This is a genomic window from Prochlorococcus sp. MIT 1300 (assembly GCF_034092375.1).
Lineage (GTDB): Bacteria > Cyanobacteriota > Cyanobacteriia > PCC-6307 > Cyanobiaceae > MIT-1300.
In genome coordinates this window covers 557,862-582,931 of the sequence record NZ_CP139302.1, presented here as the reverse complement: position 1 = coordinate 582,931, position 25,070 = coordinate 557,862, and the positions used below count along the sequence as shown (strand labels likewise).

At 39.7% G+C, this 25,070-nt stretch carries 21 protein-coding genes; 11 read left to right on the top strand and 10 right to left on the bottom strand.

Annotation, left to right across the window (positions count from 1 at the left end; translation table 11 throughout):
• Nucleotides 1-31 precede the first annotated feature (31 nt).
• Nucleotides 32-1,096: an alpha/beta hydrolase gene (locus tag SOI83_RS03050; RefSeq protein ID WP_414153437.1), complete on the top strand. Its 1,065-nt coding sequence runs from the start codon at nucleotides 32-34 to the stop codon at nucleotides 1,094-1,096.
• A 10-nt stretch (nucleotides 1,097-1,106) separates the two neighbouring features.
• Here the strand turns inward: SOI83_RS03050 and SOI83_RS03045 are convergent, their stop codons facing one another.
• Nucleotides 1,107-1,451: a (2Fe-2S) ferredoxin domain-containing protein gene (locus SOI83_RS03045; protein ID WP_320677168.1), complete on the bottom strand. Its 345-nt coding sequence runs from the start codon at nucleotides 1,449-1,451 to the stop codon at nucleotides 1,107-1,109.
• 9 nt (nucleotides 1,452-1,460) lie between these two features.
• Nucleotides 1,461-2,696: a 1-deoxy-D-xylulose-5-phosphate reductoisomerase gene (locus tag SOI83_RS03040; RefSeq protein ID WP_320677167.1), complete on the bottom strand. Its 1,236-nt coding sequence runs from the start codon at nucleotides 2,694-2,696 to the stop codon at nucleotides 1,461-1,463.
• A gap of 89 nt (nucleotides 2,697-2,785) precedes the next feature.
• Here SOI83_RS03040 and SOI83_RS03035 point away from each other — a divergent pair, with 89 nt between their 5' ends.
• On the top strand, nucleotides 2,786-4,117 hold the full coding sequence (locus SOI83_RS03035; protein ID WP_320677166.1) for a sodium-dependent transporter: 1,332 nt from the start codon (nucleotides 2,786-2,788) through the stop codon (nucleotides 4,115-4,117).
• Between the two features lie 63 nt (nucleotides 4,118-4,180).
• Here the strand turns inward: SOI83_RS03035 and cysS are convergent, their stop codons facing one another.
• The 3 genes from cysS to SOI83_RS03020 are packed head-to-tail and all read right to left on the bottom strand — an operon-like array spanning nucleotide 4,181 to nucleotide 9,770.
• Entirely contained in the window at nucleotides 4,181-5,656 is a 1,476-nt protein-coding gene (gene cysS / locus SOI83_RS03030) for a cysteine--tRNA ligase (protein ID WP_320677164.1), read from the bottom strand.
• 36 nt (nucleotides 5,657-5,692) lie between these two features.
• Entirely contained in the window at nucleotides 5,693-8,662 is a 2,970-nt protein-coding gene (gene polA / locus SOI83_RS03025; protein ID WP_320677163.1) for a DNA polymerase I, read from the bottom strand.
• Between the two features lie 31 nt (nucleotides 8,663-8,693).
• Nucleotides 8,694-9,770, bottom strand: a complete 1,077-nt coding sequence (locus SOI83_RS03020; protein WP_320677162.1) for an efflux RND transporter periplasmic adaptor subunit — start codon at nucleotides 9,768-9,770, stop codon at nucleotides 8,694-8,696.
• Nucleotides 9,771-9,934: 164 nt separating this feature from the next.
• Here SOI83_RS03020 and ychF point away from each other — a divergent pair, with 164 nt between their 5' ends.
• The gene (gene ychF / locus SOI83_RS03015) at nucleotides 9,935-11,026 is read left to right on the top strand and encodes a redox-regulated ATPase YchF (RefSeq protein WP_320677160.1); all 1,092 of its coding nucleotides are present in this window, start codon (nucleotides 9,935-9,937) and stop codon (nucleotides 11,024-11,026) included.
• 258 nt (nucleotides 11,027-11,284) lie between these two features.
• Here the strand turns inward: ychF and SOI83_RS03010 are convergent, their stop codons facing one another.
• Nucleotides 11,285-11,740: a hypothetical protein gene (locus SOI83_RS03010; RefSeq protein WP_320677159.1), complete on the bottom strand. Its 456-nt coding sequence runs from the start codon at nucleotides 11,738-11,740 to the stop codon at nucleotides 11,285-11,287.
• Nucleotides 11,741-12,648: 908 nt separating this feature from the next.
• Here SOI83_RS03010 and SOI83_RS03005 point away from each other — a divergent pair.
• A complete protein-coding gene (locus SOI83_RS03005; protein WP_320677158.1) occupies nucleotides 12,649-13,299 on the top strand; it encodes a hypothetical protein in 651 nt (216 codons plus the stop codon).
• Nucleotides 13,300-13,863: 564 nt separating this feature from the next.
• Here SOI83_RS03005 and SOI83_RS03000 read toward each other — a convergent pair.
• Nucleotides 13,864-14,109 carry a hypothetical protein gene (locus SOI83_RS03000; RefSeq protein WP_320677157.1) on the bottom strand — a complete coding sequence of 82 codons (246 nt, stop codon included), beginning with the start codon at nucleotides 14,107-14,109 and terminating at the stop codon, nucleotides 13,864-13,866.
• Between the two features lie 132 nt (nucleotides 14,110-14,241).
• On the opposite strand from SOI83_RS03000, the gene SOI83_RS02995 reads away from it, so the two are divergent.
• Entirely contained in the window at nucleotides 14,242-14,421 is a 180-nt protein-coding gene (locus tag SOI83_RS02995) for a hypothetical protein (RefSeq protein WP_320677156.1), read from the top strand.
• 100 nt (nucleotides 14,422-14,521) lie between these two features.
• Here the strand turns inward: SOI83_RS02995 and SOI83_RS02990 are convergent, their stop codons facing one another.
• The gene (locus SOI83_RS02990; protein WP_320677154.1) at nucleotides 14,522-16,537 is read right to left on the bottom strand and encodes a tetratricopeptide repeat protein; all 2,016 of its coding nucleotides are present in this window, start codon (nucleotides 16,535-16,537) and stop codon (nucleotides 14,522-14,524) included.
• Between the two features lie 452 nt (nucleotides 16,538-16,989).
• Here SOI83_RS02990 and SOI83_RS02985 point away from each other — a divergent pair, with 452 nt between their 5' ends.
• From SOI83_RS02985 to SOI83_RS02975, 3 genes are all read left to right on the top strand, one after another.
• Nucleotides 16,990-18,015: a chlorophyll a/b binding light-harvesting protein gene (locus SOI83_RS02985; RefSeq protein WP_320677153.1), complete on the top strand. Its 1,026-nt coding sequence runs from the start codon at nucleotides 16,990-16,992 to the stop codon at nucleotides 18,013-18,015.
• Between the two features lie 298 nt (nucleotides 18,016-18,313).
• Complete coding sequence (locus SOI83_RS02980; RefSeq protein ID WP_320677151.1) at nucleotides 18,314-19,411, top strand: chlorophyll a/b binding light-harvesting protein; 1,098 nt, start codon at nucleotides 18,314-18,316, stop codon at nucleotides 19,409-19,411.
• Nucleotides 19,412-19,798: 387 nt separating this feature from the next.
• Nucleotides 19,799-20,857: a chlorophyll a/b binding light-harvesting protein gene (locus tag SOI83_RS02975; RefSeq protein ID WP_320677150.1), complete on the top strand. Its 1,059-nt coding sequence runs from the start codon at nucleotides 19,799-19,801 to the stop codon at nucleotides 20,855-20,857.
• A gap of 230 nt (nucleotides 20,858-21,087) precedes the next feature.
• Here the strand turns inward: SOI83_RS02975 and SOI83_RS02970 are convergent, their stop codons facing one another.
• Nucleotides 21,088-21,282, bottom strand: coding sequence for a hypothetical protein (locus tag SOI83_RS02970; protein WP_320677148.1), 195 nt, complete (start codon nucleotides 21,280-21,282; stop codon nucleotides 21,088-21,090).
• Between the two features lie 552 nt (nucleotides 21,283-21,834).
• On the opposite strand from SOI83_RS02970, the gene SOI83_RS02965 reads away from it, so the two are divergent.
• From SOI83_RS02965 to SOI83_RS02955, 3 genes are all read left to right on the top strand, one after another.
• Nucleotides 21,835-22,920, top strand: a complete 1,086-nt coding sequence (locus tag SOI83_RS02965; protein WP_320677147.1) for a chlorophyll a/b binding light-harvesting protein — start codon at nucleotides 21,835-21,837, stop codon at nucleotides 22,918-22,920.
• A gap of 202 nt (nucleotides 22,921-23,122) precedes the next feature.
• Nucleotides 23,123-23,452: a hypothetical protein gene (locus tag SOI83_RS02960; protein ID WP_320677146.1), complete on the top strand. Its 330-nt coding sequence runs from the start codon at nucleotides 23,123-23,125 to the stop codon at nucleotides 23,450-23,452.
• Nucleotides 23,453-23,580: 128 nt separating this feature from the next.
• Nucleotides 23,581-23,946, top strand: a complete 366-nt coding sequence (locus SOI83_RS02955) for a 2Fe-2S iron-sulfur cluster-binding protein (protein ID WP_320677145.1) — start codon at nucleotides 23,581-23,583, stop codon at nucleotides 23,944-23,946.
• Between the two features lie 73 nt (nucleotides 23,947-24,019).
• On the opposite strand, the gene acsF is transcribed toward SOI83_RS02955, so the two are convergent.
• Nucleotides 24,020-25,063 carry a magnesium-protoporphyrin IX monomethyl ester (oxidative) cyclase gene (acsF, locus tag SOI83_RS02950; protein ID WP_320677144.1) on the bottom strand — a complete coding sequence of 348 codons (1,044 nt, stop codon included), beginning with the start codon at nucleotides 25,061-25,063 and terminating at the stop codon, nucleotides 24,020-24,022.
• Between the last annotated feature and the right edge of the window lie 7 nt (nucleotides 25,064-25,070).

Genomic DNA, 25,070 nt, shown 5'->3' with positions numbered 1-25,070 from the left:
AAGAGTGTCCTCGCTTCTTGAAAGATTGGAAATGCCAATTTTTAAGGAGCGCTGGCCATGGATAGGTGGGGATTTGCAAACTCTTAGAGATACCTTTGGCAACGAACATTTGCCTGAGGATAAGGGAGATCCATTAGAAATTCCCATACCTGAATTACCTAGTGCTGCTGCTGGACCTGGCTATTTATTGGCCTTTTTTGATAAGCCTATCGAGATAGAAAATATGAGGGGCATTGTCCTTTTGCTTCATGGCTTAGGAGGCTCTAGTAGTCGATTAGGTTTACGAAGAATGGGAGTGAAACTTAATGAAGCAGGTTTTGGTGTTCTAAGACTTAACTTGAGGGGTGCTGACCCAGGCAGACATCTGGCAGGGGGTACATATTCAGCTAGTTGTAATAGTGATCTTCGAGAAGTCTTTATTACGGCCAGGAGGTTATGTCGTGAATTTTCTGGTAAGGGAGGCAAATTAAAAAAAGATATGCCATTGCTCGGAGCAGGAATTTCTCTAGGTGGCACTATTTTATTAAATGCATGTTTGGTATCAGATAACTTAGAAGATTCTGATAAGCCCTTATTGGATGCATTAGTTTGTACTAGCAGTCCGCTTGATTTGTGCTCTTGTAGTGCATCAATTCAAAGACCTAGGAATATGGTTTATCAGAGTTGGCTTTTGAAAAGACTAATAAGACAAACTCTAGAGGATCCATTTGGCTTAAATCTTACGGAAAAAGATCTCTTGAATAATGGTTTAGATGGTTCTGGTCCTATAAGAACTATTCGTGATTTTGATGCGGCTATAACAGCTCCAAGATGGGGTTATAAGAGCGTTGATGAGTATTACATTAAGGCTTCTCCTTTAGCTTCAATTCTCAATCAAGGCAGAAAATTACCGCGAACTTTAATGATGCAGTCTTCTGATGATCCTTGGGTTCCAGTTTCGGGATTATTGGAATTAGAAAATAGCATCCAATCTCTTAAAGATGGGAAAATAGACCTAGTGATTACTTCACGTGGAGGACACAATGGTTTTCATGGTATTGGAGGTTGCTGGGGTGATTTATTGGTGGAAAGATGGTTCGCAGAATTAGGGTTCTAGCTTTTGTTTTTTAGGCTAATTTGATAGGGGTTCTTCTGATTATCCATTCATTAATTGGTATCCCATCTATTATGTGTTGATTGATAATCTTTTCGATTCTTTCTGGTGTAACTCCTCCGTACCAAATCCCATCTGGCCAGACAAGTAATATTGGTCCACCGCTACAAATTCTAAGGCAATCTACTTTGCTTCTTAATACAATCCCTTCGGTATTATGCAGTTCTTCAAGTTTTAGTTCTTTTAATAATCTTTTCAGCGCCTCCCAACTATCTGCACCTGCTGCTGACTTGCAACATGCTTGCTTGGTAGGCGTAGCACACAATAATAAATGGTGACTTACCTTGATTTTATTCATTTTTAGGCATTAAACTGATAATTTAGTAGATTTATTTATTTCTTCTTGAACAACCTTTCGTGCCCATTTGTCAATACTTAGAACTTCTTCTAAGTTTGGCTCTTGGTTGAGATCTTTCTTGTGTCTTTCACAGGCTTTTTCTATAAGCATTGGAATATCTAGAAAGTGTATTTTTTCATCAAGGAACTGTGCAACTGCCTCTTCGTTAGCTGCATTTAGAACAGCTGGCATTGTCCCGCCTGCAAGACCAGCTTCATAGGCAAGTGTCATACAAGGGTATTTTCTTGTATCTGGAGAATTAAATGTTAGTTGACTTATTTCTGTAAGGTCTAACCGCCTCCAGGGTGTTTCTAAACGCTTAGGCCAGCTCATGCAATACAAGATTGGTAGTTTCATGTCTGGCCAGCCAAGCTGTGCCAAAACCGAGGAATCTGATAGCTCTATCATTGAGTGGATAATGCTTTGAGGGTGTATAACAATTTCGATTTGGTTGTATTCGATCCCAAAAAGATAGTGAGCCTCAATTACTTCTAGTCCTTTATTCATTAGGGTTGCAGAATCTACAGTTATTTTTTTGCCCATGCTCCAATTTGGATGACTGGTTGCATCTTTGACAGTTGCTTTTTTTAGATCACTGGTAGACCAATCTCGAAAAGCACCACCTGAAGCAGTTAGTTGGATATGGCGTAATCCAGGAGTTGCTAACCCTGTTGACAACCTTGCATTTTCTGGCCAGGGAGTGCCTTGCAGGCATTGAAAAATTGCGGAGTGTTCTGAGTCGGCTGGTAATAGACGACTCCCGCTTTTCTTTAATTCGGGTAAGACAACTGGCCCAGCGGCGATGAGTGTTTCTTTATTTGCAAGAGCAAGATCCTTTCCTGCTCTAACTGCAGCAAGTGTAGGAAGTAGGCCAGCGCAGCCAACTATTCCTGTTACTACAAGCTCTGCTTTATCCCATGATGCAACTGTATTAAGGCCATCTTGGCCTCCCAATAGTTTTGGCAAAGAACTAGATAGCTCTTTTGAGTCAAGGTCTTTAAGACGTTCTTCGAGTTCGGGCAACAGAGAATTGTCGGCTAGAGCTACAACTTCAGGTTTATGTTTTTGGATTTGCTTCACTAGTAGAGGCAAATTGCGCCCAGCTGAAATTGCTACAACCCTGAATTTTTCTGGGAATTCCTCAGCAATCTCAAGGGTTTGTGTGCCAATTGAACCGGTCGAGCCCAGGACGCTTATGGCTTTCACACTGTTCCAGCAGTTAAATACAGTCTCCCATTACATGGTCTAAGGCTTCATGCTTAGGCCAACCTTGAAAGAAACATCATCTAATGACAGTGACTAAAGAACGTTGGGGTTCAGGACTTGGCTTTGTTCTTGCAGCAGCAGGAAGTGCAGTTGGTTTGGGCAATTTATGGGGTTTTGCCTATCGCGCATCTCAAGGAGGTGGAGGCGCATTTGTTCTGCTGTATTTGGTAATAGTTTTTTTGGTCTGCCTTCCATTGTTGGTGGCGGAGATGGCCCTTGGAAGGAGTACCAGAAAGTCCCCTTTGCGTGCTCCTGCTGAAATTGCAGGTAAATCCTGGGGGCTTTTGGGATGGCTTTTCCTTGTCGTTTCTGTAGGAATTCTTTCTTATTATGTTGTTTTAATGGGTTATACAGGAACTACTCTTTTAAATGCATTACTTGGTCAACTTCCAGTTGATAAGTCCGCAGCAACTGATTATTTCCCATCGATAAGTACTGGTAGTGTTTCACTTATAGGTCAACTTCTAAGTATTGCTTTAACTGGAATTGTTGTTGCAGCTGGAGTGCGTGGAGGAATAGAGAGGCTTACGCGCTTAGGAGTACCACTTCTTTTCTTTATGTTGATATGCCTAGCAATTTGGGCAGTATTTCAGCCCAATGCTCATGAGGGCTACGCATTTTTGTTTGGATGGGATGCAAAACAACTTCTTGACCCTTCTACTATTGCTAATGCATTTAAGCAAGCGTTCTTTTCGGTTGGAACTGGAATTGGAGCGATATTGGCATATTCAGCTTATTTGAGTCGCAAGAGTTCAATTCCTGGTGAAGCCTTAGCTGTCGTAACAATGGATACTGCTGTTGGATTGCTTGCTGGTTGTGTCACGTTCCCTTTAGTTGCAATTTTGGGGCTTGGTGATTTAGTCGGTGCTGGAACAGTTGGGACTCTTTTTTCTACATTGCCGCATGGCTTAGCACTACCTTCTTTAGGGATTGCAGGCAAAATCGTGAGTGTTACATTCTTCTCTTTGGTTTATATAGCCGCTATCACCTCTTCAATATCTTTACTTGAAGTTCCTGTGAGTTCCTTGATAGATAATTTGGGTTGGAATAGAAACAAGGCAGTTTTGTGTTCAGTTGCCCTAGTAGCTCTTTTGGGCATACCCTCTGCAATAAATGTCAATTTTCTTGTAAAAGTAGATTCAGTTATGAATACACTTTTAATTGCTTCTGGGTTGATTCTTTCAGTGTTAATGGGATGGGTTGTGCCAAAAAGATTACGTGCCGATTTAACAGAAGTGTCTATAGGTAATTCTCAAGTGGCTGGCTTGCTTTGGACCCTAAGGTGGATATCTGTACCAACTATTTCACTTGGTTTTTGTGTAGTTGCGGAGGAAACATTTAGGAATATTTTCATGCAATAGATGCCTGTTTTTATATTGACTTATAGGCAAAGTCTTTTTGAATCAGTACAGAGCTTACTGCTTTTATTTTTTAATCCACTCGGTTATTCCTCCTGATTTGTCAATTAACTCAATGCCTAAGCGCCTTAGGTCTTCACGGATACTGTCTGCCTTAGAATAATCTTTGTTTGACTTGGCTTTTTTCCTATCTTCTATTGCTTGCAATATACTTTCTTCGTTTACTTGTTGGGGCTTAGAGTTAATAATCTTTTCTGGCTTAAACCCTAAAACCTTGGCAAGCTCAATTAGAGATACCCATTTTTGGTAGAAGACTCTTTTCTCGCCTTCACTTAATTGATTAGCTTCACCATGCTCAAGTCGATTGGCTAATGTTCGTAGAGGCCTTGCAAGCTCAAAAATTACCGAGAGGCCTCCTGAGGTATTGAGGTCGTCATTCATTGCTAGCCTAAACATTTTATCTTCTTCTGCTAGATCTATTTTTGAATTCAAATTATTATTTGTTTTGAGATAATCATTAGTCCATCCTAGTTCTTCCCCATGGTTAATATTTAGTGATAAGGCTTTGTTTAAACCTTCCCAACCCTTGGATGCCGCATTTAATGCTTCATGGGTAAAGTCTAGTGGCTTTCTATAATGCGCCTGTAAAACAAAAAGCCTAAGAGTCATTGGTGATATACCCTGGTTCAGAAGCGCTCTTATTGTTGTAAAGTTATTAAGTGACTTGCTCATTTTTTGGCCACCTACGTTGACCATTCCATTGTGCAACCAGAAATTTGCTAGTTGCTTGCCAGTGAGAGATTCAGACTGGGCTATCTCATTTTCATGATGAGGAAAAATTAAATCGGCTCCACCAAGATGTATATCGATAGTTTCTCCAAGCTCTTCTTTTACCATTGCAGAACACTCTATGTGCCAGCCAGGTCTTCCTTGACCCCATGGCGATGGAAAACTTGGCTCTTCGGGTTTGGCAGATTTCCATAGAGCGAAGTCGAAAGGGTGCTGTTTTTTAGCTTCTTCTGACTCTTTTATTCGGCCATCAGCATTTTGTTGTTGTTGTGATAAATCTCGACCACTTAATTTCCCGTAGTTAGTGTGTTTCATTACAGAGAAATACACGTCTCCATCTATAGAGTAAGCAACACCTTTGGATTGAAGTTCTTTGATTAAATTGCGAATTGGATCGAGGCATTTGGTTGCTTTAGGCATTCGATCGGGTTTAATAATTCCTAGAGAATCCATATCTTTATGGAATTCTTGAATATTTCTTTCACTTACTATTTGCATTGTACTTCCTTCTTCCTTAGCTTTTTTTAAAATTTTGTCGTCAATATCGGTGAAATTTTGTACAAACGTTACTTCGTATCCAATCCAAGTGAGATATCTGCGGAGTACATCCCAAACGATGTAACTTCTTGCGTGACCTAAATGACAGAGGTCATATACGGTTACTCCACAACAATAAATGCTGACTTTCCCAGGCTTAATGGGGTGAAAGTCTTCGATACGTCCATTTAGAGTGTTAGTGAGCCTTAGTTGCACGATCAGGCTATTAGGTGTTTTGAGAGTAGATGCATGCTATTTGGCATCCATCCAATTGTTTCCAATACCAGTTTCTACTAATAAGGGTACAGAGAGTTCAACTGCTTCTTGCATTGTCTTAACTACTAAGGCTTTGACTTCTTCAATAGATTCAGGCTGCACTTCAAGAACAAGCTCATCGTGTACTTGTAAAAGCAGATGTGCTGGAAGTTCACTATTTTTTAGTTGTTTATTTAGCTTAACCATTGCGATTTTAATTATGTCAGCACTTGAGCCCTGAATCGGGGCATTTGCTGCTGCTCTTAGTTGCTGAGCTTCCATCCCTGCTCTGCGAGCTACTTCTAAATCTATTTCTAATGGGTCTATACCTTTTAGACGACCAAGCCCATTTTTGTCGAAATTAAATTTCCTTCGCCTACCTAATAATGTTTCTACATAGCCTCTACTAAGCGCAAGTTTTTCTTGGAGTTCAAGAAAGGAGAACACCATTTGATACCTATCCTTGAATTTGTTGAGGAATTCTTTGGCCTGTTTAATGGTTAGACCAGTTGAACGTGCAAAGCGTTGCGCTCCCATACCATAGATAACTCCAAAATTAATTGTTTTCCCTAGACGTCGTTCTTCTGCAGTAATCGAGTCTTTTTCAAGCAGAACTTTGGCGGTAAGAGCATGCACATCATCACCATTCTGATAGGCCTCTTTTAGAGCCTTTTCGTTAGAAAGATGTGCGAGTATTCTAAGCTCTATTTGGGAATAATCAGCACTAATGAGCTGCCAGCCCTGTTGAGGTAAGAAAGCTTTTCTTATTCTTCTACTAAATTCTGTTCTAACTGGAATATTCTGCAGGTTTGGATTGCTACTACTCAGTCTCCCTGTTGCTGTTACTGCTTGATTAAAATCGGTATGAACTCTACCAGTTTCTTTCTCAACTAAGGCAGGCAGTGCATCTACATATGTAGTGAGCAGTTTACTAATTGTTCTGTGTTCTATTAATAGAGTAATTATTGGATGATCATTCTCTAGTCGTTCAAGAACAGTCGCATCGGTACTCCAACCTGTTTTAGTTCTTCTTGATTTCTTCCTGTCTAACTTTAGTTGTTCAAATAGTACCTCTCCAAGCTGCTTTGGTGATGAAAGGTTAAAATTTACTCCTGCGAGTTTATAGACTCTTGTTTCTATATCTTTTAATTTACTGATAAGTTCCTTTGAAAGATCTTCTAAGTAACTGAGGTCTATGCGAATTCCAGTAGTTTCCATATCAGCTAAAACTTGTTCTAATGGTTGCTCAACTTCTTGGAGTAAGCTAACTAGACTTGGACCCATCTCTTCTAAATAATTCTTTAGTATGGTGGTGAGCTTCCTGGTGACATATACGTCCATTCCGCAATATAAACTAGCCTCATTAATTGTTACGTTAGCAAATGTCATTCCTTTGCTAACAATATCTGAAAATGATTTGGGTGCAAAGTTAAACTCTCTTTTTGCCATTATTTCCAAACTATGCTTTGCCGATGAATCTATTAGATAGTCAGCAAGCAAGGTATCAAATACAACCCCATTTAGAATGAATCCATGTTGAAGCAGTATTAGACGGTCGTATTTGGCATTTTGTAATACCTTTGGATGTTTAAAACTTGAAAGCCAAGGGGAAATTGCGTTTAAAACTTGCTCTAATGGAAGTTGTATTTGTTTTTCTGTGGTTGATGCAGATATTTCTTCAATGTGTCCAATTGGGATATAAGCAAGGTCTTCAAGCCCTGTTCCCCAGCAAAAACCTATGCCTATTAACTGTGCTTTAAATGGGTTTAAGCTAGTGGTTTCAGTATCTAATGAAACTGGGTTAAGCGGGTCAGTAAATGTGAGAAGGGTATCGACTAATTTCTTCAATGCTAGAGTTGTATCGATAACAATTGGCTTTAATTCAGGAATTTTATTTTCATTAGGCAGACCTTCAAGTGTTTTTTCTTTTAGAACTTCCGTATAGCTAGAAGCTTTTTTAAGTGTTTTGCTTTCGATTGAAACTTTATCTTTTTTAAGTTCCTTGGCCGAAAATGTATCAACAAACTTAGGTAACAAGTTGACAAGACTATTTAATTCCAGTTTTTCCAATGTATTCTTTAGCTGAACTGAATCAACTTGCTGTAGCTTAAGAATTGGTTTTTTTGGGATAGGTACATTTAAAAGAATTTCAGCTAGAAAACGAGATAAGTATGCATTTTCTCTATCACTGTTTAACTTGGTTTTTAGGGCACCTTTTAGAATACTCTTCGTGGCCTTTTCTCCTTTAGCTTCGACTGCCTCTAGAGCCCTGTAAACTCCATCTAAGTCACCGTTTTCATTTAGAAGGTTTATAGCTGTCTTTGGACCTACCCCTTTGACTCCAGGAATATTGTCTGAACTATCTCCTGTAAGTGCTTTAAAGTCGATGACTTTTTTGGGTTCCACTCCCAGTTTATTCAGTACTCCTTCCTCATTAATTAGTTTAGGACCTTTGTTTTTGGAATACGGCCCTCCTCCCATATATAGAACTGCTATCTCTTTCTTGTCATCTACCAGCTGGAATAAATCTCTATCACCTGAGAGAATTCTTACTCGCCAACCATCTTTAGAAGCTTCATTTGCAAGAGTACCAAGAACATCATCTGCTTCATAGCCAGGGGCTAAACAAATTGAGAGATTTAATTCCTCTTTTAGAATTTTTTGCAGTTGCTCGAGATCTTGGAAGAAAATATCTGGTGCAACATCCCTATTAGCTTTGTAGTTTAGATCTGCTTTGTGCCTAAAGGTTGGTTCAGCAGTATCGAATGCAATAGTAATACCTTGGGGTTTAAGACTTATGCAATTATCCAATAGAGATTTTAGAAAGCCATAGGTAACACTAGTTGGGATTCCCTCTTTCGTAGAAAGCCCTCCTTCTCCTCCTTTGCTGAAGGCATAGAAGCTACGAAATGCCAAGGAATGACCATCAACTAAAAGTAAAATGGGCTTTTCCGTGGCAGTTGACATTTTAAAATAGTGCAACGTTTCCTTAGGGCTATTAGTTTTGTTTTTGTTTAGCCCATGGAGGTAAGTTGATAAAAATTGGTGTTCCAGGCTCTATACCTTTAATTATGGCTGTTTTGCTTCCACTTGTAGTACCAAGCTCGACTATTTGGAATTTTGGGTTTGAGTCTTTACCTACTAAAAGCACTCCAGGCTTACCATTTTTAGTAACTATTGCCACAGTAGGAACTAAGGTGCTGACTTTAGTTTCACCAGCATTAAAATTGACATCAGCAGTCATTCCAATTCGAAGTCTTGATGTTTCTTTTAATAGCTTTAGAGTTACATCAAAGGACGTGACATTGTCAGTTTTACCTGCTCTGGGTGAAATTTCTGAAACCTGTGCCTTGAATTGCTTGTCTGGGAAGGCGTCTACACGAACAGATGCGTCTTGTCCAATGCGAATTCTTCCAATATCGCTTTCAGGAACCTTGGCGGAGACTTCAAGCCCTTCGGACAATTCAAGAATAGAAGTACTTGTGGCACCAGCATTGGAGGAGGCACGAGTTGTAGGAGTAACAAAAGAACCAGGCTCTGCATATCGAGCGGTGATTAATCCATTGAAAGGTGCTCTTACTAAAAGTTCACTACCCTCAACTTGTCTTTGTTGAAAGCGAGCTCTGCTTTTAAGGAATAGATTCTTATATTCATCATTTTCTTCAGCACTAATAGCCCCTTCATTAAATAGTTCTTTTCTTCTTTCAAAGGCCGTTTTTTTAGTTTCATATTCCGCTTTTAACTCCGCTAAGCGATATACGTAGTCACCGCTATTCATTTTTGCAAGCACTTCCCCCTTCTTAACAAAGTCTCCTTCATCGACATATAGCTGGTCTAGCAGGCCCTGTTTATCAGGACTGACATTCACAGTGCGCTCTGCTTGTAATTCGCCGCTCGCTGTAATAAGAGCAGGCAGCTTGCCACTTTCTGCTGAGACGGTGTATTCAGTCACATCACGTACCTTGACCTTCCATGGGGCGAGCTTCAGGGCGGTTATGCCTCCTACAGCTGTCAAAATAAAAAAAACAGCTCCAAGCCCCAACCAGTTTTTGCGTTGCAAAGTGCTTTTACTCACTTTTTAAGTTGGGCAGTCAAATATGGGAATCTATAGATGTTAGTTGGTGATTGGCTCTAGCTAGGAGAATACTTAGGATTTGGAAGTTTTTTGGGTTTATGACCTAGGGGGCATTAAGTTGGTTTGGCTTATCTAGTCAGCAGGTATCAGCGAGATTTCAGCACATGCTTAAAGCAGGAATTGTTGGATTACCAAATGTTGGCAAGTCAACATTGTTTAATGCTCTTGTTGCCAATGCCCAAGCCCAGGCAGCCAATTTCCCCTTCTGCACGATTGAGCCCAACGTTGGATGCGTCTCAGTTCCTGATGAGCGCTTGCAATTGCTTTCTGAGTTAAGTAAGAGCAAGGAACTAATACCAACAAGAATCGAATTTGTTGATATTGCAGGTCTTGTTCAAGGAGCTAGTAAAGGAGAAGGCTTAGGAAATAAATTTCTGGCCAATATCCGTGAAGTAGATGCAATCGTTCATGTTGTGCGTTGCTTTGAAGATCAAGATGTCATTCATGTTTCTGGCTCTGTAGATCCTGCTAGGGATGCAGAGGTAATTAACCTTGAGTTAGGTCTTGCCGATCTCACACAATTAGAAAAGCGACGTGAACGGTTAAAGAAACAGATACGTAATAACAAGGAAGCACAGTTAGAAGATAAGATTCTTTCCAAAATCCAGTTGGAACTCGAAAAAGGTGGGGCTGCTAGGAATATTAAATTAAATCCTGACGAGGAACGAATTGTTAAACCACTCGGTTTTCTTACCTCTAAAGCAATTATTTATGCAGCCAACCTAAATGAAGATGACCTAGCAACTGGCAATAAATATTCTGATCAGGTTGCCCGCTTTGCAGAGCATGAGGGCGCTGAAGTTGTACATATATCTGCTCAGGTTGAGTCTGAACTTGTTGAGCTTAGTGACTTGGAAAGATTAGATTATTTATCAGGCCTAGGAGTTTCTGAGGGAGGATTAACCTGCCTTATAAAGGCAACATATCATTTATTGGGATTGAGAACCTATTTTACTACTGGAGAAAAGGAAACTCGTGCATGGACTATAAAATCAGGGATGACTGCCCCTCAAGCTGCTGGAGTAATACATACTGACTTTGAAAGAGGCTTTATAAGGGCACAGACAATTGGTTGTGAGAAGTTGCTAGAAGCTGGTTCATTAGTAGAAGCAAGAACTATGGGATTGCTTCGCAGTGAAGGTAAAGAATATATTGTTAATGAGGGAGATGTGATGGAGTTCCTATTCAATGTGTAGAACTTCTATTCGAAGGTTTTAATGGTGCTATCTCATGATTAGGTACTATACTTTTCAATTTCTTATATAGTCTATCGTGAAATATATTATCACTAGAAGTGACGGAAAAGAAGATGATATCACGATTCAATCATTTGATAATTATGACGATGCCTATGATTTACTCGAGGAGATTTATGCTGACATATGTTGTTCCGATGCTGATTATGCAGATCGTCCTTACTATGAAATCTCCGAGGTTCGTTAAAAGCTAAGCGATCATAGAATTTTTGAAGAAGGCTTTTGTTTTACTACTGGGAAGTTATTATTGTTTGATTTGTTCGGAATTTTATTTGCAAGTGTAATTAGGTAGTTGTCAAGCTCCTCTCGCGATACTTCAAGACTTTTCCCACATCCATCATATATATCTTTAGAAATTGATAAAGCCAAATATTCTTTTGGCGTTGCCATTATTTCCGAAAAGATTGGTGAGAACATTAAACCTTTAACTGCTTTTTTTGCAGTTAATTCTCCAGCCTCTTCAGGTGTTAAGCCATTATCTATAGAACCGCAGAAATTCTCAGAAAATGATTTACTTGCATCTGATACCAATGGTGAAAGGGAGTTATTCTCAGTTGCCCTGGCCTCAGAGATTAACAGGTTTGGAGAAAGAAATAATATCGCGGCAATAAAAAGAGAAAGAAAAGTCCCATGACAATATTTATTTTTTTTCATTTGATTTTATAAATAATGTTTCTTGAGCTTAGCAGAAAGATTGCATTGGTTTTACAAAGCATGTAATTTTCAATTTATGTTTAAAGAGGGACTATATATTTTTCATCTTTAAGCTGCACTTGAAGAATCCTTTGTGTAATTTTTTTATAGTGCTTAGCTAAAAATTACCTTTAGCAAGCTAGGCTAGAATAATTAATTTACCGCAATTATTTTTTTAATGACCCAATTAATATGAGTTTTTGTAAATGCAGTCAGTATACATTACTAAAAGAACATATCTACTGATTTAAATTACCATGAGAAGACTATAGCTCTATAAAAGCAAAAAATAGGCTATCTTTTTATTTCATGACTCTTGGGTTGGGGGAAATGTATTTTGTGTATCCCAAGTAGGCTATTAGAGATGTTAGGGCTATTGGAAATAGAAATACTACTAATTGGGATACAATATAGAGAGAGATGGCAGCTATACCAATCTGTTTGATTAAAATTTTGTTTTCACTATTCAGGTTTTCCCAGAAGCTAACAATTGGCATGAGTTTAAAGAGCTTTAGCTAATTATTGGGTATTTGGAGGGGATTGCAAGCTATTGTCAGGTTTCTTCTACTAGTCACTGATAAAAAGCGCTATCATTAGACCTGGCTGACTTTTGGTATGAGCTTTCTTTTCCTATTACTAAAACCTATACTTCTAATAATGTTGAAAAGGTTTTTTAAGCAGCAAATGAAGATGTTCCTTGTTCAGATGTTAGAAGAGTATGTTAAGACAACTGATAATGACATTGATGATGCAATTGTGGCAAAAGTTACAAAGGCAATGAGGCTAAAACCAGCTTAATGTTTACTTTTATTATAGTAAGTATCTCTCCTTCATCGATAAACAATTCGTACTTCTAATGCTCTAAATTTATGAATATTGAAAAGTTCCTATTAATCGATCTAATAATCTTCTTCACCATATATGCTTTGCGACAAGGAATTAGAAAATTTGCTGATAGGGATCAGTTAGATGAACCTTTAGATCACGATAAAAATTCTAGTAATCAACCAATTCCTATGCCTGATTTAAAGCAGCTTTTAGAAAAAGAGAACTATGTTAGAAAGAATGGTAGTGGAATAATGCTACAGAAGCTTATAGGAACCTGGACTTTTGAAACCGTTTGGAAGAATAAAGAGAATAAGCAAGATAACCTTACAAGTTCATTCCTAAGGATTTTTTCCGCTAACCTTAAGATAGACGTTTTAGACAAAGATAGTTTAGATGAGAATGTCCCCAATAAAGATTGCACTCTATGCATTACTAACTCAATTCAGTTCGGAATTCTTGGCATCAAGTTTTTTGGCTTTGGATACTTACAAGGTTCTCAGCCTATTTTATATTTTTTCTTTGAGCGAATAGAACTACTAGTGGCTGAAAAACCTTTCCTTACTCGCTCTCTCAAAGGCCCATCAAAAAATAACTGGCCCTTCTTTGCTCTTATTGGTATAGGCCCTGATTGTTCATGGCTATCGGCTAGGGGTAGAGGAGGAGGCTTGGCTCTTTGGAAAAATCTTAATTAACACCTTTTGTTTAAAAAACTCTTTTTTATTTAACTTTCGACTTGAGTTTATACTTTTCAATTGATTTTTTTTTGCAGATCGTTTTTGAGGAACCTATCGACTTGCCTGACTTGAATTCGTTTATAAAGCAATTACAAGAATACTCTCTTAGGCCAATCGGTAATACTTGCCTGGCTGTAAAAATTCTTGTGTTTAAGCTCGCATAACATAGCTTTTTCAGTAGGCCCATTGCTTCAACAACTGGAATATTAGTGATAGAAGTAATTAGAACTACTAAATAAAGATACTTAAGTTTCATACCTTACGATTTTTCTATTCATTAATTATATACTAACTCTATTAAGCTCCTTTTATTAGCCAATAAATCATCACTTTCTCCTGGTTGATAAGGATACTCTAATAATGTTATAGGAAAAATTAAATGTAGTGGTTATAGATTTCCTTAGTAAACTTGAGGCAATTAATAATCCAATAAATACTATTCAGCAAATGTTAAAATTTTGATTCTCTGATGGTATCTTTTTATAGAAGGCCGAAATATATTCTCTATCTCTGGCATGCAATTTATGAGTAGAACAATAATACAAGACCCTGTTCAGTTTGATGAAATTCTCTATCTTCTCTGCTGAGGTCAATTGATACCTCAACACCCTCCTTAACTGCTTCATCAAAAGGTGGTTTGCCCAATTGACTACCAGGTCTACATAATGCAGCTATACCAATAGGAGTCGCTAGCCATATGAAACTCTTCGTTTCACCTATAGGTGGTTGCCCAAGAGACTCTTCTAGAAGAGGAAGGATGTTAGTCAATGTTCTTTGCAATCCAACAGAATCTATACACTCAAGACATTAAATGTGAATTTGATCTTCTATTGCTGACCAGTTTTCTGATTTCCCCCTTTTTTGCTTAGCTTCTAATAGTCAGCAAGGAACTTTAAAGAGATGAATCTATTTTTTTCCGTTGCTTTGGCCTTAAGTCCATTAGAGGTAACTGTCATTGTTATTTCTGGAATGTCATTCCTTGTTATGTTTGGTATAGCTTCTGCTAAGGGAGGCTTTCAGGATCTTGTAAAGACCACGTTGGCAAATGACGAATCCAGAAGAAACCGCGATAAAAAATGAACTCGTCTAGAAAATTCTTTCCATCCTTTGAACTCCTCTACTTTCTAACCCTTGAGAGGTAAGGAGATTGTGCTTTTGCACAACTCTAATTTGAGTAATTTTAGATTTGGATGCTTTTCCCCTTCTGAGGCGTCCACCCCTTTGGCAGTTTTTCCCCTTGTTGCTCCGCTTCAAGTGCTTTCTTGAAGAATTGAACATACTCATTAATTATTTCTTTGTCTTCAAAAAGCTTTGTTTTTGCCGCTTTTCGACTTTCTTTCCTAATTGATGCCCTCAATGCAGGATTATTAGCTAATTCTAAACATAGTTTTATGTACTCTCTAGGGTTATTTGCTATAGGAGCATTTTTTATCTCCATCTGTTTATAGCATGCGTAAGCTATTCGCCCTCGTAGAAAATTTGTCGGCATTGTTACCCATGGAGTACCAAAAACCATTGATTCATAAAATGTATTTCCACCACCAAAATAAAAAGGGTCAAGAAGAATATCAACATCATTTAAAAGTTGTAAGTAGCTATTTTGATCCATTCTGGCTAGGAATAGAGATCTTTCTATTAATTTCGAATCTAAATTTTTCCAGCGTTCTTTAAGCCTATTTGTTTGATTTATATTTGCACCTTCTATCAGCACTAATAAGGTATCTTCTTCTCTATTTAGTATTTCAAGCAAGATTAAATCGTAATCGGGGTGAATTTTAAATAGTGATTGTGGGATGCCAAGAAGAATTTTTTGCTTTTTTAATGGAATCAAATCTTTTATGGAAATTTCTAGAGGCTTCAAGGGTGCCTTGTAAATGCAAGGTATGCGTGAAAATCTAATCAAGGTTTCACTGTAATTATATTGGGCTGAATCATTGTCTAGGTAATTTGAGGAAATGAAATAGTCAATTGTATTCAATCCTGTTGTACTTGGATGCCCCCAGCTAACCACTTGTATTCTTGCCAGTCTAAATAGTGCTAATTTATAAGTGTAAGGACTCATCCCTATATCTGGGTAATATAAAAAATCTAGATTTAAATTATTAATTATTAAAGAAGCTTGCTCATGTGAACATGGAAGCGCCAGCGATTTTGTTGCTAATGCTTCTATTTCCGCTCTTATTGGATCATTCTTAGTGGCTGGAGGTGTGATAACAAACACCTCAAAGCCTTGTTGTACTAAGCCTTCAACTAAGCCTTTGTTTAATTTCCCGATTGTATGATTTCTAAGGAATTCAGAACAAATTCCTATTTTAATAGGCCCTTTGCCTTTGATGCTTTTCTTCTGAATAGACTTGTATTGTGCTTTGGCTAGTTTTTTCTGTAGTACGAGGCCTAAGCTCTCTAGTATCTTCTTGTCGTCATCGCAATTGTGATAGGCAAGCCAAAACATCTCTGTAAATATGTCAAGACTGTTATTTTTAGGATTTACTTCTAGCTTAAGAAGCTTATCTATTTTTGAGTAGTACTTTCTTCTCTCGGATCTTATTTCATCTTTTGATTTTGGAATATCGATTAGTTGTAAACTTGCTAGTAGATACTTGTTTAGATCTTCAGGATCTCCTAAGACTGCTTCTTTAAATGCCTTATTTGCTTCATCTAATTTTCCTTGTTCTCTTGATATGATTCCTAGTTTCATATGCCCATCTTTCAAATTAGCATCTAGTTCTAAAGCCTTTCTAATATTTTTCTCCGCATCCATAAGTTTTGATTGTGATTGCAAAATTCCCGCCATATTTGCGTATAGAACTGGCTGTGTTTCGTCTAATTTAATTGCTTCTCTTGTAAAATCATATGCACCTTTAAGATCTCCTTTCTCTTTCATAATGCTACCCATGTTAGATAGAGCAGTTATATTCTTTGGGTTGATTCCAATAGCTTTTTTACATGCAGATTCGGCTTCATCTAATCTGCCAAGGTCTTTTAATAACCCACCTAGATTTGCATAAGCATCAGATTCTAGAGGAAATAAATCAATGCATTTTAGATATAAACCCTCTGCTTTTTTTGTAAGCCCAGTTTGGTGGCAAATGACCCCATAATTAATAAATGCTCTGTAGTCCGGTTTTTCAACTTCAATAATTAACTTGTATAAGTTGGATGCTTCTTCAAGATTGCCTAGAGAATGTTCCCTCAAGGCTTTAGTTATTAGCGGTTGCTCTGATATCTCCATGGAACTTATTGATGGCTGACCTTGTTAAAGCTCAAAAGCCAATCGTATTGCTCACTCGATCCATTCTGGACTATTTGATTTTAAAAACAGCTTATGGTTTCAGGATACTTATGCGGAGGGAGATCTCTCCAATCACACTGCTTAACACTGTCATATGTTATTTCGTCAATTTTATGCTGGGGTTTTATGTATTTCTACAAGCTGGTCTCTGAAAATTAATTTCTCCAAAAAGCAGTCAGGCATTGCTCTGCAGGCGAATTGGAAATCCCTATAAATGTCGATTTCAAGCCTCAAACAAAGAGCAAAGGTCAAAGCCCTTGTGCCGCAGACCTTTACGGATGCTGAACCGCCTTGCCGATCCAGCTCTAGATGAGTGTAGTGTTCGAGGCGTATTACCGCTTTGAACTCTTTAAATTATGCAGACCTATGGAAACCCGGATGTTACCTACGGGTGGTGGGCTGGTAATTCTGTGGTTACCAACCGCTCAGGCAGGTTCATCGCAGCACATGCTGCTCACACAGGTTTAATAGCTTTCTGGGCTGGATCCTTCACGTTATGGGAACTTGCTCGTTATGACGCATCGGTTCCTATGGGGCATCAGCCACTCATAGTCCTTCCTCATTTAGCAACTCTTGGCATTGGATTTGATGAGGCTGGTGTTTGGACTGGTGCTGGTGTCATAACTATTGGAATTCTCCATCTTGTTTTTTCGATGGTTTATGGGGCTGGTGGCCTTCTTCATGCAGTTCTTTTCAATGAAGACATGCAGTCTTCAGAGGTGGCGCAAGCCAGAAAGTTCAAGCTGGAATGGGACAACCCAGAAAATCAAACATTCATTCTTGGACACCATTTGATTTTCTTGGGGGTCGCGAATATTCAGTTTGTTGAATGGGCAAGAATCCATGGGATATATGACGCTGCTGCTGGTGCAGTTAGACAAGTTGAGTACAACTTGAATTTGAATGCAATTTGGAATCATCAATTTGACTTTCTCTCGATAAATAATCTTGAGGATGTCATGGGCGGACATGCTTTCTTGGCATTCTTGATGATTAGTGGTGGAGCACTTCACATTGCTCAAAAGACTGGTGAATACACCAAGTACAAAGGTGCAGGACTTCTTTCTGCCGAAGCCGTTCTTTCTTGGTCGCTTGCAGGAATAGGCTGGATGGCAATTGTCGCTGCCTTCTGGTGTGCTACTAACACCACCGTTTATCCAACGGAATTTTTTGGTGAACCTTTAGCTCAGAAATTTGCCATCTCTCCATATTGGATTGACACGGTTAATCTTCCTGATGGGCTACACACTTCTCGAGCTTGGCTTACTAATGTCCATTACTATCTTGGATTCTTTTATATTCAGGGTCACCTATGGCATGCACTAAGGGCAATGGGCTTTGACTTCAAGACTGTTACTAATCGCCTTGCTGCAAATAACTGAGCACCTGCTTAATAGGTGTTGAGGAAATAGGTTAATTATTTTTAAATAGATACCAAGCCCCATCAGAGTTGATGGGGCTTTTTTACTTTTAACTTTTATTGCTGCTTAACCAATTTTCAAGAAAGAATTGGAGTTTTGAGAGCTAAGACAAACAAAAGAGGATTTGTACGATCAAATACCTCACAAATTTCTTCAGGCTTAATTCGGCATATCTTTACGGATGCTGAACAGCAGTGCCTTGTTAGTCGCAATTGAGTGTAGTGTTCGAGGCGTATTACCGCTTGGATCTCTTTAAATTATGCAGACCTATGGAAATCCAAACCCTACCTACGGGTGGTGGGTTGGTAATTCTGTGGTGACCAACCGCTCAAGCCGTTTCATTGGCTCGCATGTTGCACATACAGGATTGATTTGCTTCACCGCTGGAGCGAGCACCCTTTGGGATTTAGCTCGCTATGACCCTTCAGTACCTATGGGTCATCAAGGCTTGGTAAGTATTCCTCATTTGGCATCTATTGGGATTGGTTTTGACGAGTCAGGAGTTTGGACTGGGGCTGGTGTTTTCTTCATAGCTGCCTTCCATCTCATCTGTTCAATGGTTTATGGAGGTGCTGGTCTCCTCCATTCTGCTGTTTTCAGTGAAGATACTCAAAATAGTTCTGGCCTGTTTGCACCTGATCGTCCGGAACATCGCCAGGCGAAAAGATTCAAGCTTGAGTGGGATAATCCTGACAACCAGACCTTTATTCTCGGCCATCACCTGATATTTCTAGGTGTTGCAAATATCTGGTTTGTTGAATGGGCAAGGGTTCATGGAATTTATGACCCTGCAATAGACGCTATTCGTCAGGTTGAGTACAACTTAAATTTGGCCCACATATGGAATCATCAGTTTGACTTCCTAACCATTAATAATCTTGAGGATGTCATGGGCGGTCATGCCTTTTTGGCTTTTGCTCAGATCCTCGGCGGAGCTCATCACATAGCAACCAAGATGGGTTCTGGCTTACTTGGTCCATACACCAAGTTTAAAGGTGCAGGCCTTCTTTCTGCTGAAGCTATCCTTTCTTGGTCTTTAGCCGGTATCGGCTGGATGGCAATTATCGCTGCGTTTTGGTGTGCAACCAACACCACTGTTTATCCCGAAGCTTGGTATGGCGAGCCGTTAGCAATTAAGTTTGGTATTTCACCTTATTGGGTTGATACTGTAGGACCAATTGATGGCGCTCCTCTTGGGCATACAACTCGAGCTTGGCTAACAAATGTCCATTACTACCTTGGCTTCTTCTTTATCCAGGGTCATTTGTGGCACGCTTTACGGGCTATGGGCTTTGACTTCAAGAGAATTCGTGATGCGGTAGTAAATCTCGATAACACAAGACTTACTCTCAATTGATTTTAAGATCAATTTTGATCCCCTAATGAAGTCTCACTAGGGGAACCTTCTTTCAATAAACAAGAAAGCCCTTCCCTTATTTGGGGAGGGCTTTCTTGTTGGACTTTTACGGAATTTTATCTCCATTTTGATGAGCGAATAGTCGTTTGGATTGATTAATACTTCTTTTTCTGGGATGAGAATTTTTTTAGCTGTCCTGAAAACCCTGTTAGGGCAAGGAAAGTGAGGCTCTAATTATTTACTTCATTGAGACACCTATAAGGTGTCTCAATCCCGGAAGGTAAAACCCTTGTGCCGCAGACCTTTACGGATGCTGAACGGCCTTGCCGATCCAGCTCCAGATGAGTGTAGTCTTCTTGGCGTATTACCTCCCTGCCCTCTTAAATTATGCAGACCTATGGAAATCCAAACCCTACCTACGGGTGGTGGGTTGGTAATTCTGTAGTGACCAACCGAGCTGGACGATTTATTAGCTCGCATGTTGGGCATACAGGAATTATTTGTTTTGCTACGGGTGCAAGCTGTCTTTGGGAGCTTGCCCGGTTTGACCCTTCGGTCTCAATGGGCCATCAGAGCTCGATTTATCTTTCCCATTTAGCCACGTTAGGCATTGGCTTTGATGAAGCTGGTGTCTGGACAGGAGCAGGGGTTGCAACTATCGCAATCTTCCATCTGATTTTTTCTGCTGTGTATGGGGGAGCAGCTCTTCTACATGCATTGGTTTTTGACCCAGACCTTCAGAGTGGACCAATCCCTACAACTCCTAAGTTCAAGCTTGAGTGGGACAACCCTGACAACCTGACTTTCATACTTGGACACCATTTAATTTTCTTAGGTGTCGCGAATATTTGGTTTGTTGAATGGGCAAGGGTCCATGGAATTTATGATCCAGCCATCGGCGCAGTCCGTACCGTCTTCCCTGGTTATGGGGACTTCGGAATGCTCTTGAGCCACCAATTTGACTTTTTCACCATTGACAGCCTTGAGGATGTAATGAGTGGCCATGCCTTCTTGGCCTTCTTGCAAATAAGTGGCGGTGCTTGGCACATTGCTACCCGCCAAATTGGTGAATACACCAAGTTCAAAGGTGCAGGCCTTCTTTCTGCTGAAGCGGTCCTTTCTTGGTCATTGGCTGGCTTAGGTTGGATGGGTATTCTTGCTGCATTTTGGGCATCGCAAAATACCACTGTTTATCCAGTTGAGTTCTATGGAGAGACCTTGTCACTTAAATTTGGCATCTCCCCATATTGGGTTGATACTGGTGATATTTCTGATTGCAAATACTTCCTTGGGCATACAACTAGAGCAGCTCTAGTAAATGTTCAGTATTACTTTGGATTCTTCTGCATCCAGGGTCACTTATGGCATGCCTTAAGAGCACAGGGAGTTGATTTCAGGAGGATTCTCGGTAATCTCTCCGGCTTAGCTGCGCCTGCAGCAGATTAAAAAGCTTTAAAGTTAGTTTGAATGTATTCGATTTAACTTTAGAACTTTTAGGGCCTCGTTTTTACGAGGCCCTTTTTATATGTTTTTTTAATGACTCCTATTCCTAGTATCCACTCCTTGGATTTAATTTTTTAGAAACTTTGAATGTTAGAAAAAAAAAAGCAGGGACTTAGCCCTGCTTTTGACTTTGGCTTAATTACCTAAGCGTGGATTGCCTTCTTTAGGCTCTCCTACTTGTAGTTTTCAGGTTTCGCCCAAGGGTCAATCCTTTTGGAGTCGTCTGAATAGTAGAAGAACTGAGATGCTCCGAAGACTACCGCTAGGGCACATATGGCTGGTAGCAGCTCAAACCCTCCTGAAGGCTTGATTAAGCCAAGGTCGGATGGGTGTGGGAGAAGAGTCAGGAGCTCAGAGAAGTGAATCATTGGTAGCACTAGCAGTTTTGATTCGAATTGGGGATATAGATAACCTAACTCCTTAATCCTCTTCAACCCTCTAAGAGGATTTGAAATTAGTTTTAATAAGCCCTTTGCATATGTTTCGTGAAGCTATGAGCTGTTAGTCGCTTTTACTACGCTTCTCTTGGATGGTTGAAAGCTTATTTGATCGATTCTTTCAAGCCATTTGTTCCTTCTTGCCCTAAAGACTGCTGCACAATTAATTTGTTGCCTTTTGGAGACCTACGACCAGCTTGCTTGTAGTTTTCTTTTCTGCTCGAATGAGCTTCTATCCTTTATAGCCTTAGTCCACTGCCCCTTTGTCGGTTAGATCCATTGCAGTGCAAGTGATTTCTGATTGTTCTGCAGTCTTGCCCTACCCATTCAATAGATTGAGCAGCCTTCAAAAATCTGGGTTTTTTTTTTTTTAATCAGAGTACTTTTGCTCTCTATAAATAAAGACCTTTAACTATTCCGTCCATATCAATTCAGTCGCTTGTACTGTTCAGAAGGTTTTTCTCCCTTATCTCCTAAGCAATTATGCAGACCTATGGAAACCCAGACATCACCTATGGATGGTGGGCTGGCAATTCTGGGGTCACCAACCGCTCAGGCAAATTCATTGCAGCTCATGCCGCACATACTGGTCTGATTTGCTTTGCGGCTGGTGGAAGCACCCTATGGGAGCTTGCTCGCTTTGACCCCTCGGTGCCAATGGGGCATCAGAGTTCGATATTTCTCGCTCATTTGGCGTCTATCGGCATTGGCTTCGATGAAGCTGGTGTTTGGACAGGTGCTGGGGTTGCAACAATTGCAATTCTCCATTTGATTTTCTCCATGGTCTATGGAGGGGGTGGGCTTCTTCACTCTCTTCTTTTCCCTGGCGATATGCAGGACTCAGAAGTTGTCCAAGCTAGAAAATTCAAGCTGGAATGGGGTAACCCAGATAACCAGACTTTTATTCTTGGTCACCATCTGATTTTCTTTGGTGTTGCTTGTGCCTGGTTCGTTGAATGGGCAAGAGTGCATGGTATTTATGACCCTGCTATAGGCGCTATCCGTCAGGTTAATTACAACCTTGACCTGACAATGATTTGGCACCGACAGTTTGATTTCCTAGCAATTGACAGCCTTGAGGATGTCATGGGAGGTCACGCATTCTTGGCATTTGCTGAGATTACTGGTGGGGCATTACATGTGGTTGCAGGATCTACTCCTTGGGAAAAGAAAAGGCTTGGTGAATACTCCAAGTTCAAAGGAGCTGAATTGCTTTCAGCAGAAGCCGTTCTCTCCTGGTCTTTGGCCGGTATCGGGTGGATGGCTATTGTTGCTGCTTTCTGGTGTGCAACCAATACCACTGTTTATCCCGAAGCTTGGTATGGAGAGCCTCTTCAGTTGAAGTTCACTGTTTGTCCATATTGGATCGATACAGTTGATCTCCAAGGTGGTGGGGCTTTTTGGGGTCACACAACTAGAGCGGCACTCTCTAATGTCCATTACTACTTAGGTTTCTTCTTCCTACAGGGACATTTCTGGCATGCATTACGGGCACTTGGCTTTGATTTTAGTAAGGTCAGTGCGTCTATTGGTAATGAAAAGAATGCGACTTTCACTATTGACTCTTAAATAGTCGAAGTGACATAAGTTGCAATTAAAAAACCCCACCGTAAGGGTGGGGTTTTTTAATTGCAACTTATGTCTTAGTTAGGCTTCAAATCAATTAAATAATTGATTTTGGATTTTATTCGATTTTTCAGAAGCTTTCATTTAAAAGACATCTGATGAATTGGCTATAATTAATTTAGGGATATTCATTGGCTTTTAATTTATGTCAGGCCCCAAGTCTTTATATGTACTTTCTGCCCCTGTAGGCCAATTGGCAGGCAATGGGCAGTTACGTGAAACAATTACTGAAAGGCGTAATAGAAAGGGTAAGGATGTTGCTTTTTGGTACCTTTCGCCAGACTTGGTAGAGAAATTTAAGCTACCTGGTAATGGAGTTGAAGCAGTAGTTGCAGAGGACCCAAAAGCTATTGACTGGTTAAAACTACGTTTTGGTGGGGAATGCTTTACAGCAGAACTGGACGTTGAAGAATTACATATTCACGCAGGTGCCCTTCCTCCGCCGCCCATTCATAGAGATATAAGCAGTAATTAGTAGGAATTTACTTTTGACCTTTCTTTATTGAAAGATTATCAAATTAGATCCTTTAATTTCTAATATAGCTATCCATTTAATAATGATTCTTTTGTTTAATCCCTTGTCCTCTGTTTTGGCTCATTGATATGAAACCTCTTCACAAAGTAACTATCCATCATCGAAAAGTGGGACGAACTATTACTTTTGATGTGCCTGAGGGAGATTATATCCTTAGATGCTTTGAATCCCATGGCGAAGAACTTCCATTTTCCTGTAGGAATGGTTGCTGTACAACGTGTGCTGTACGAATTTTATCTGGGTCTATGGATCAGTCCACTGGTATAGGTTTGTCTCAGGAAATGGTCGCACAAGGTTATGGATTGCTTTGTATAGCTCGTGCTACTGGGCCATTAGAACTTGAAACTCAAGATGAAGATGAAGTGTATGAAAAACAATTTGGGAAGTATTTAGGTCAAGTAAACGCTCAACCAGGAAGCCCCTTTGACCTATAGATTGATATTTTTTAGTTAGTGAAACTTATCTTTTAATCCATTCGTTTCTAATTAGTTTCTTGTCTGGATTTTTTTAAGAATATCTAACTGAATTTGTTTTCTCCATAGGAAGAGCAAATTGTCTAAGCATTAATGAGACAAACTTGCTAAAGGCCAAAGGCTTTGCTAATCCTGAACTTTTTCTCCAGTTTTTAAAGGCATTTAATATTTGAACTCGCATTTCTAAAAACTTCCCGTCCTCGAATTTGTACACCCAAGGAAATGCATTTTTAGAGGTATTATTTGTTTGAATGATTACCTCTTCATCGAAAAGAACAGGGTCAATACCTAACATTTTGTAGAAGTCGCCTCGCTCACAAACAGTGAGTGTGTGAGTAAGGAAAACCGTCCATAAGAAGAACCTGCTAAGTATTTTTCCGCGGAAGCCTTTGGTCATTCCAGGCCAGCAACGCATCATCAGATTTATGCAATCTCCGTGACGGTTTTCGTCTTGGCACCAAGGCTCGAAGAAATCAAAAAGAGGGGCACATGCCTTTTCAGGATGATCTTTTAGGTGCCTGTTGATAAGGATGTAACGCCAATATCCAATTTTTTCTGAGAGATATAAGGAGTACAAGACCCAACTTAATGGGAAAAATGTTGCAGCTCTTTTATTCCCTAAGTTAGGAAGGTCAACATTTATGCCTTCTGCTTTGAGGGCTCTTCCAAGGAATCCTGCATGACGGGCTTCATCCCTAGATAGAAACTGGAAAAATTGCCCGAGCTCCTGTCTACCAGCTTTTTTGAAGCGATTAGAGATTTCTTTAAAAAGTAAAAACCCCGAGAATTCGGAGACAACAGAACGAACTAGATAACTTTCGTAAATAGCTTTGTCTTCAGGGGAAAGTTCATTGAGCCGATCAAGTGAAGCTTTACGGTCAAAGTGCTTGAGGTTGTAATCAGCCTCCATTTCCTTGAACATCGCCTCAAAGTCCTTTCTGGCAATCTCAAGATCTGTCTTAGCGGCCTTGTCGAACTCTGTTGTGTAAAACCGTGGTGTTAAGAGGTTTTCATCAAGATGGGGTGGAAGTTCATTCCTTCCACCACCTCTCATGGCAGGAGCAGTAGTAGCTGTCATTCCCTTT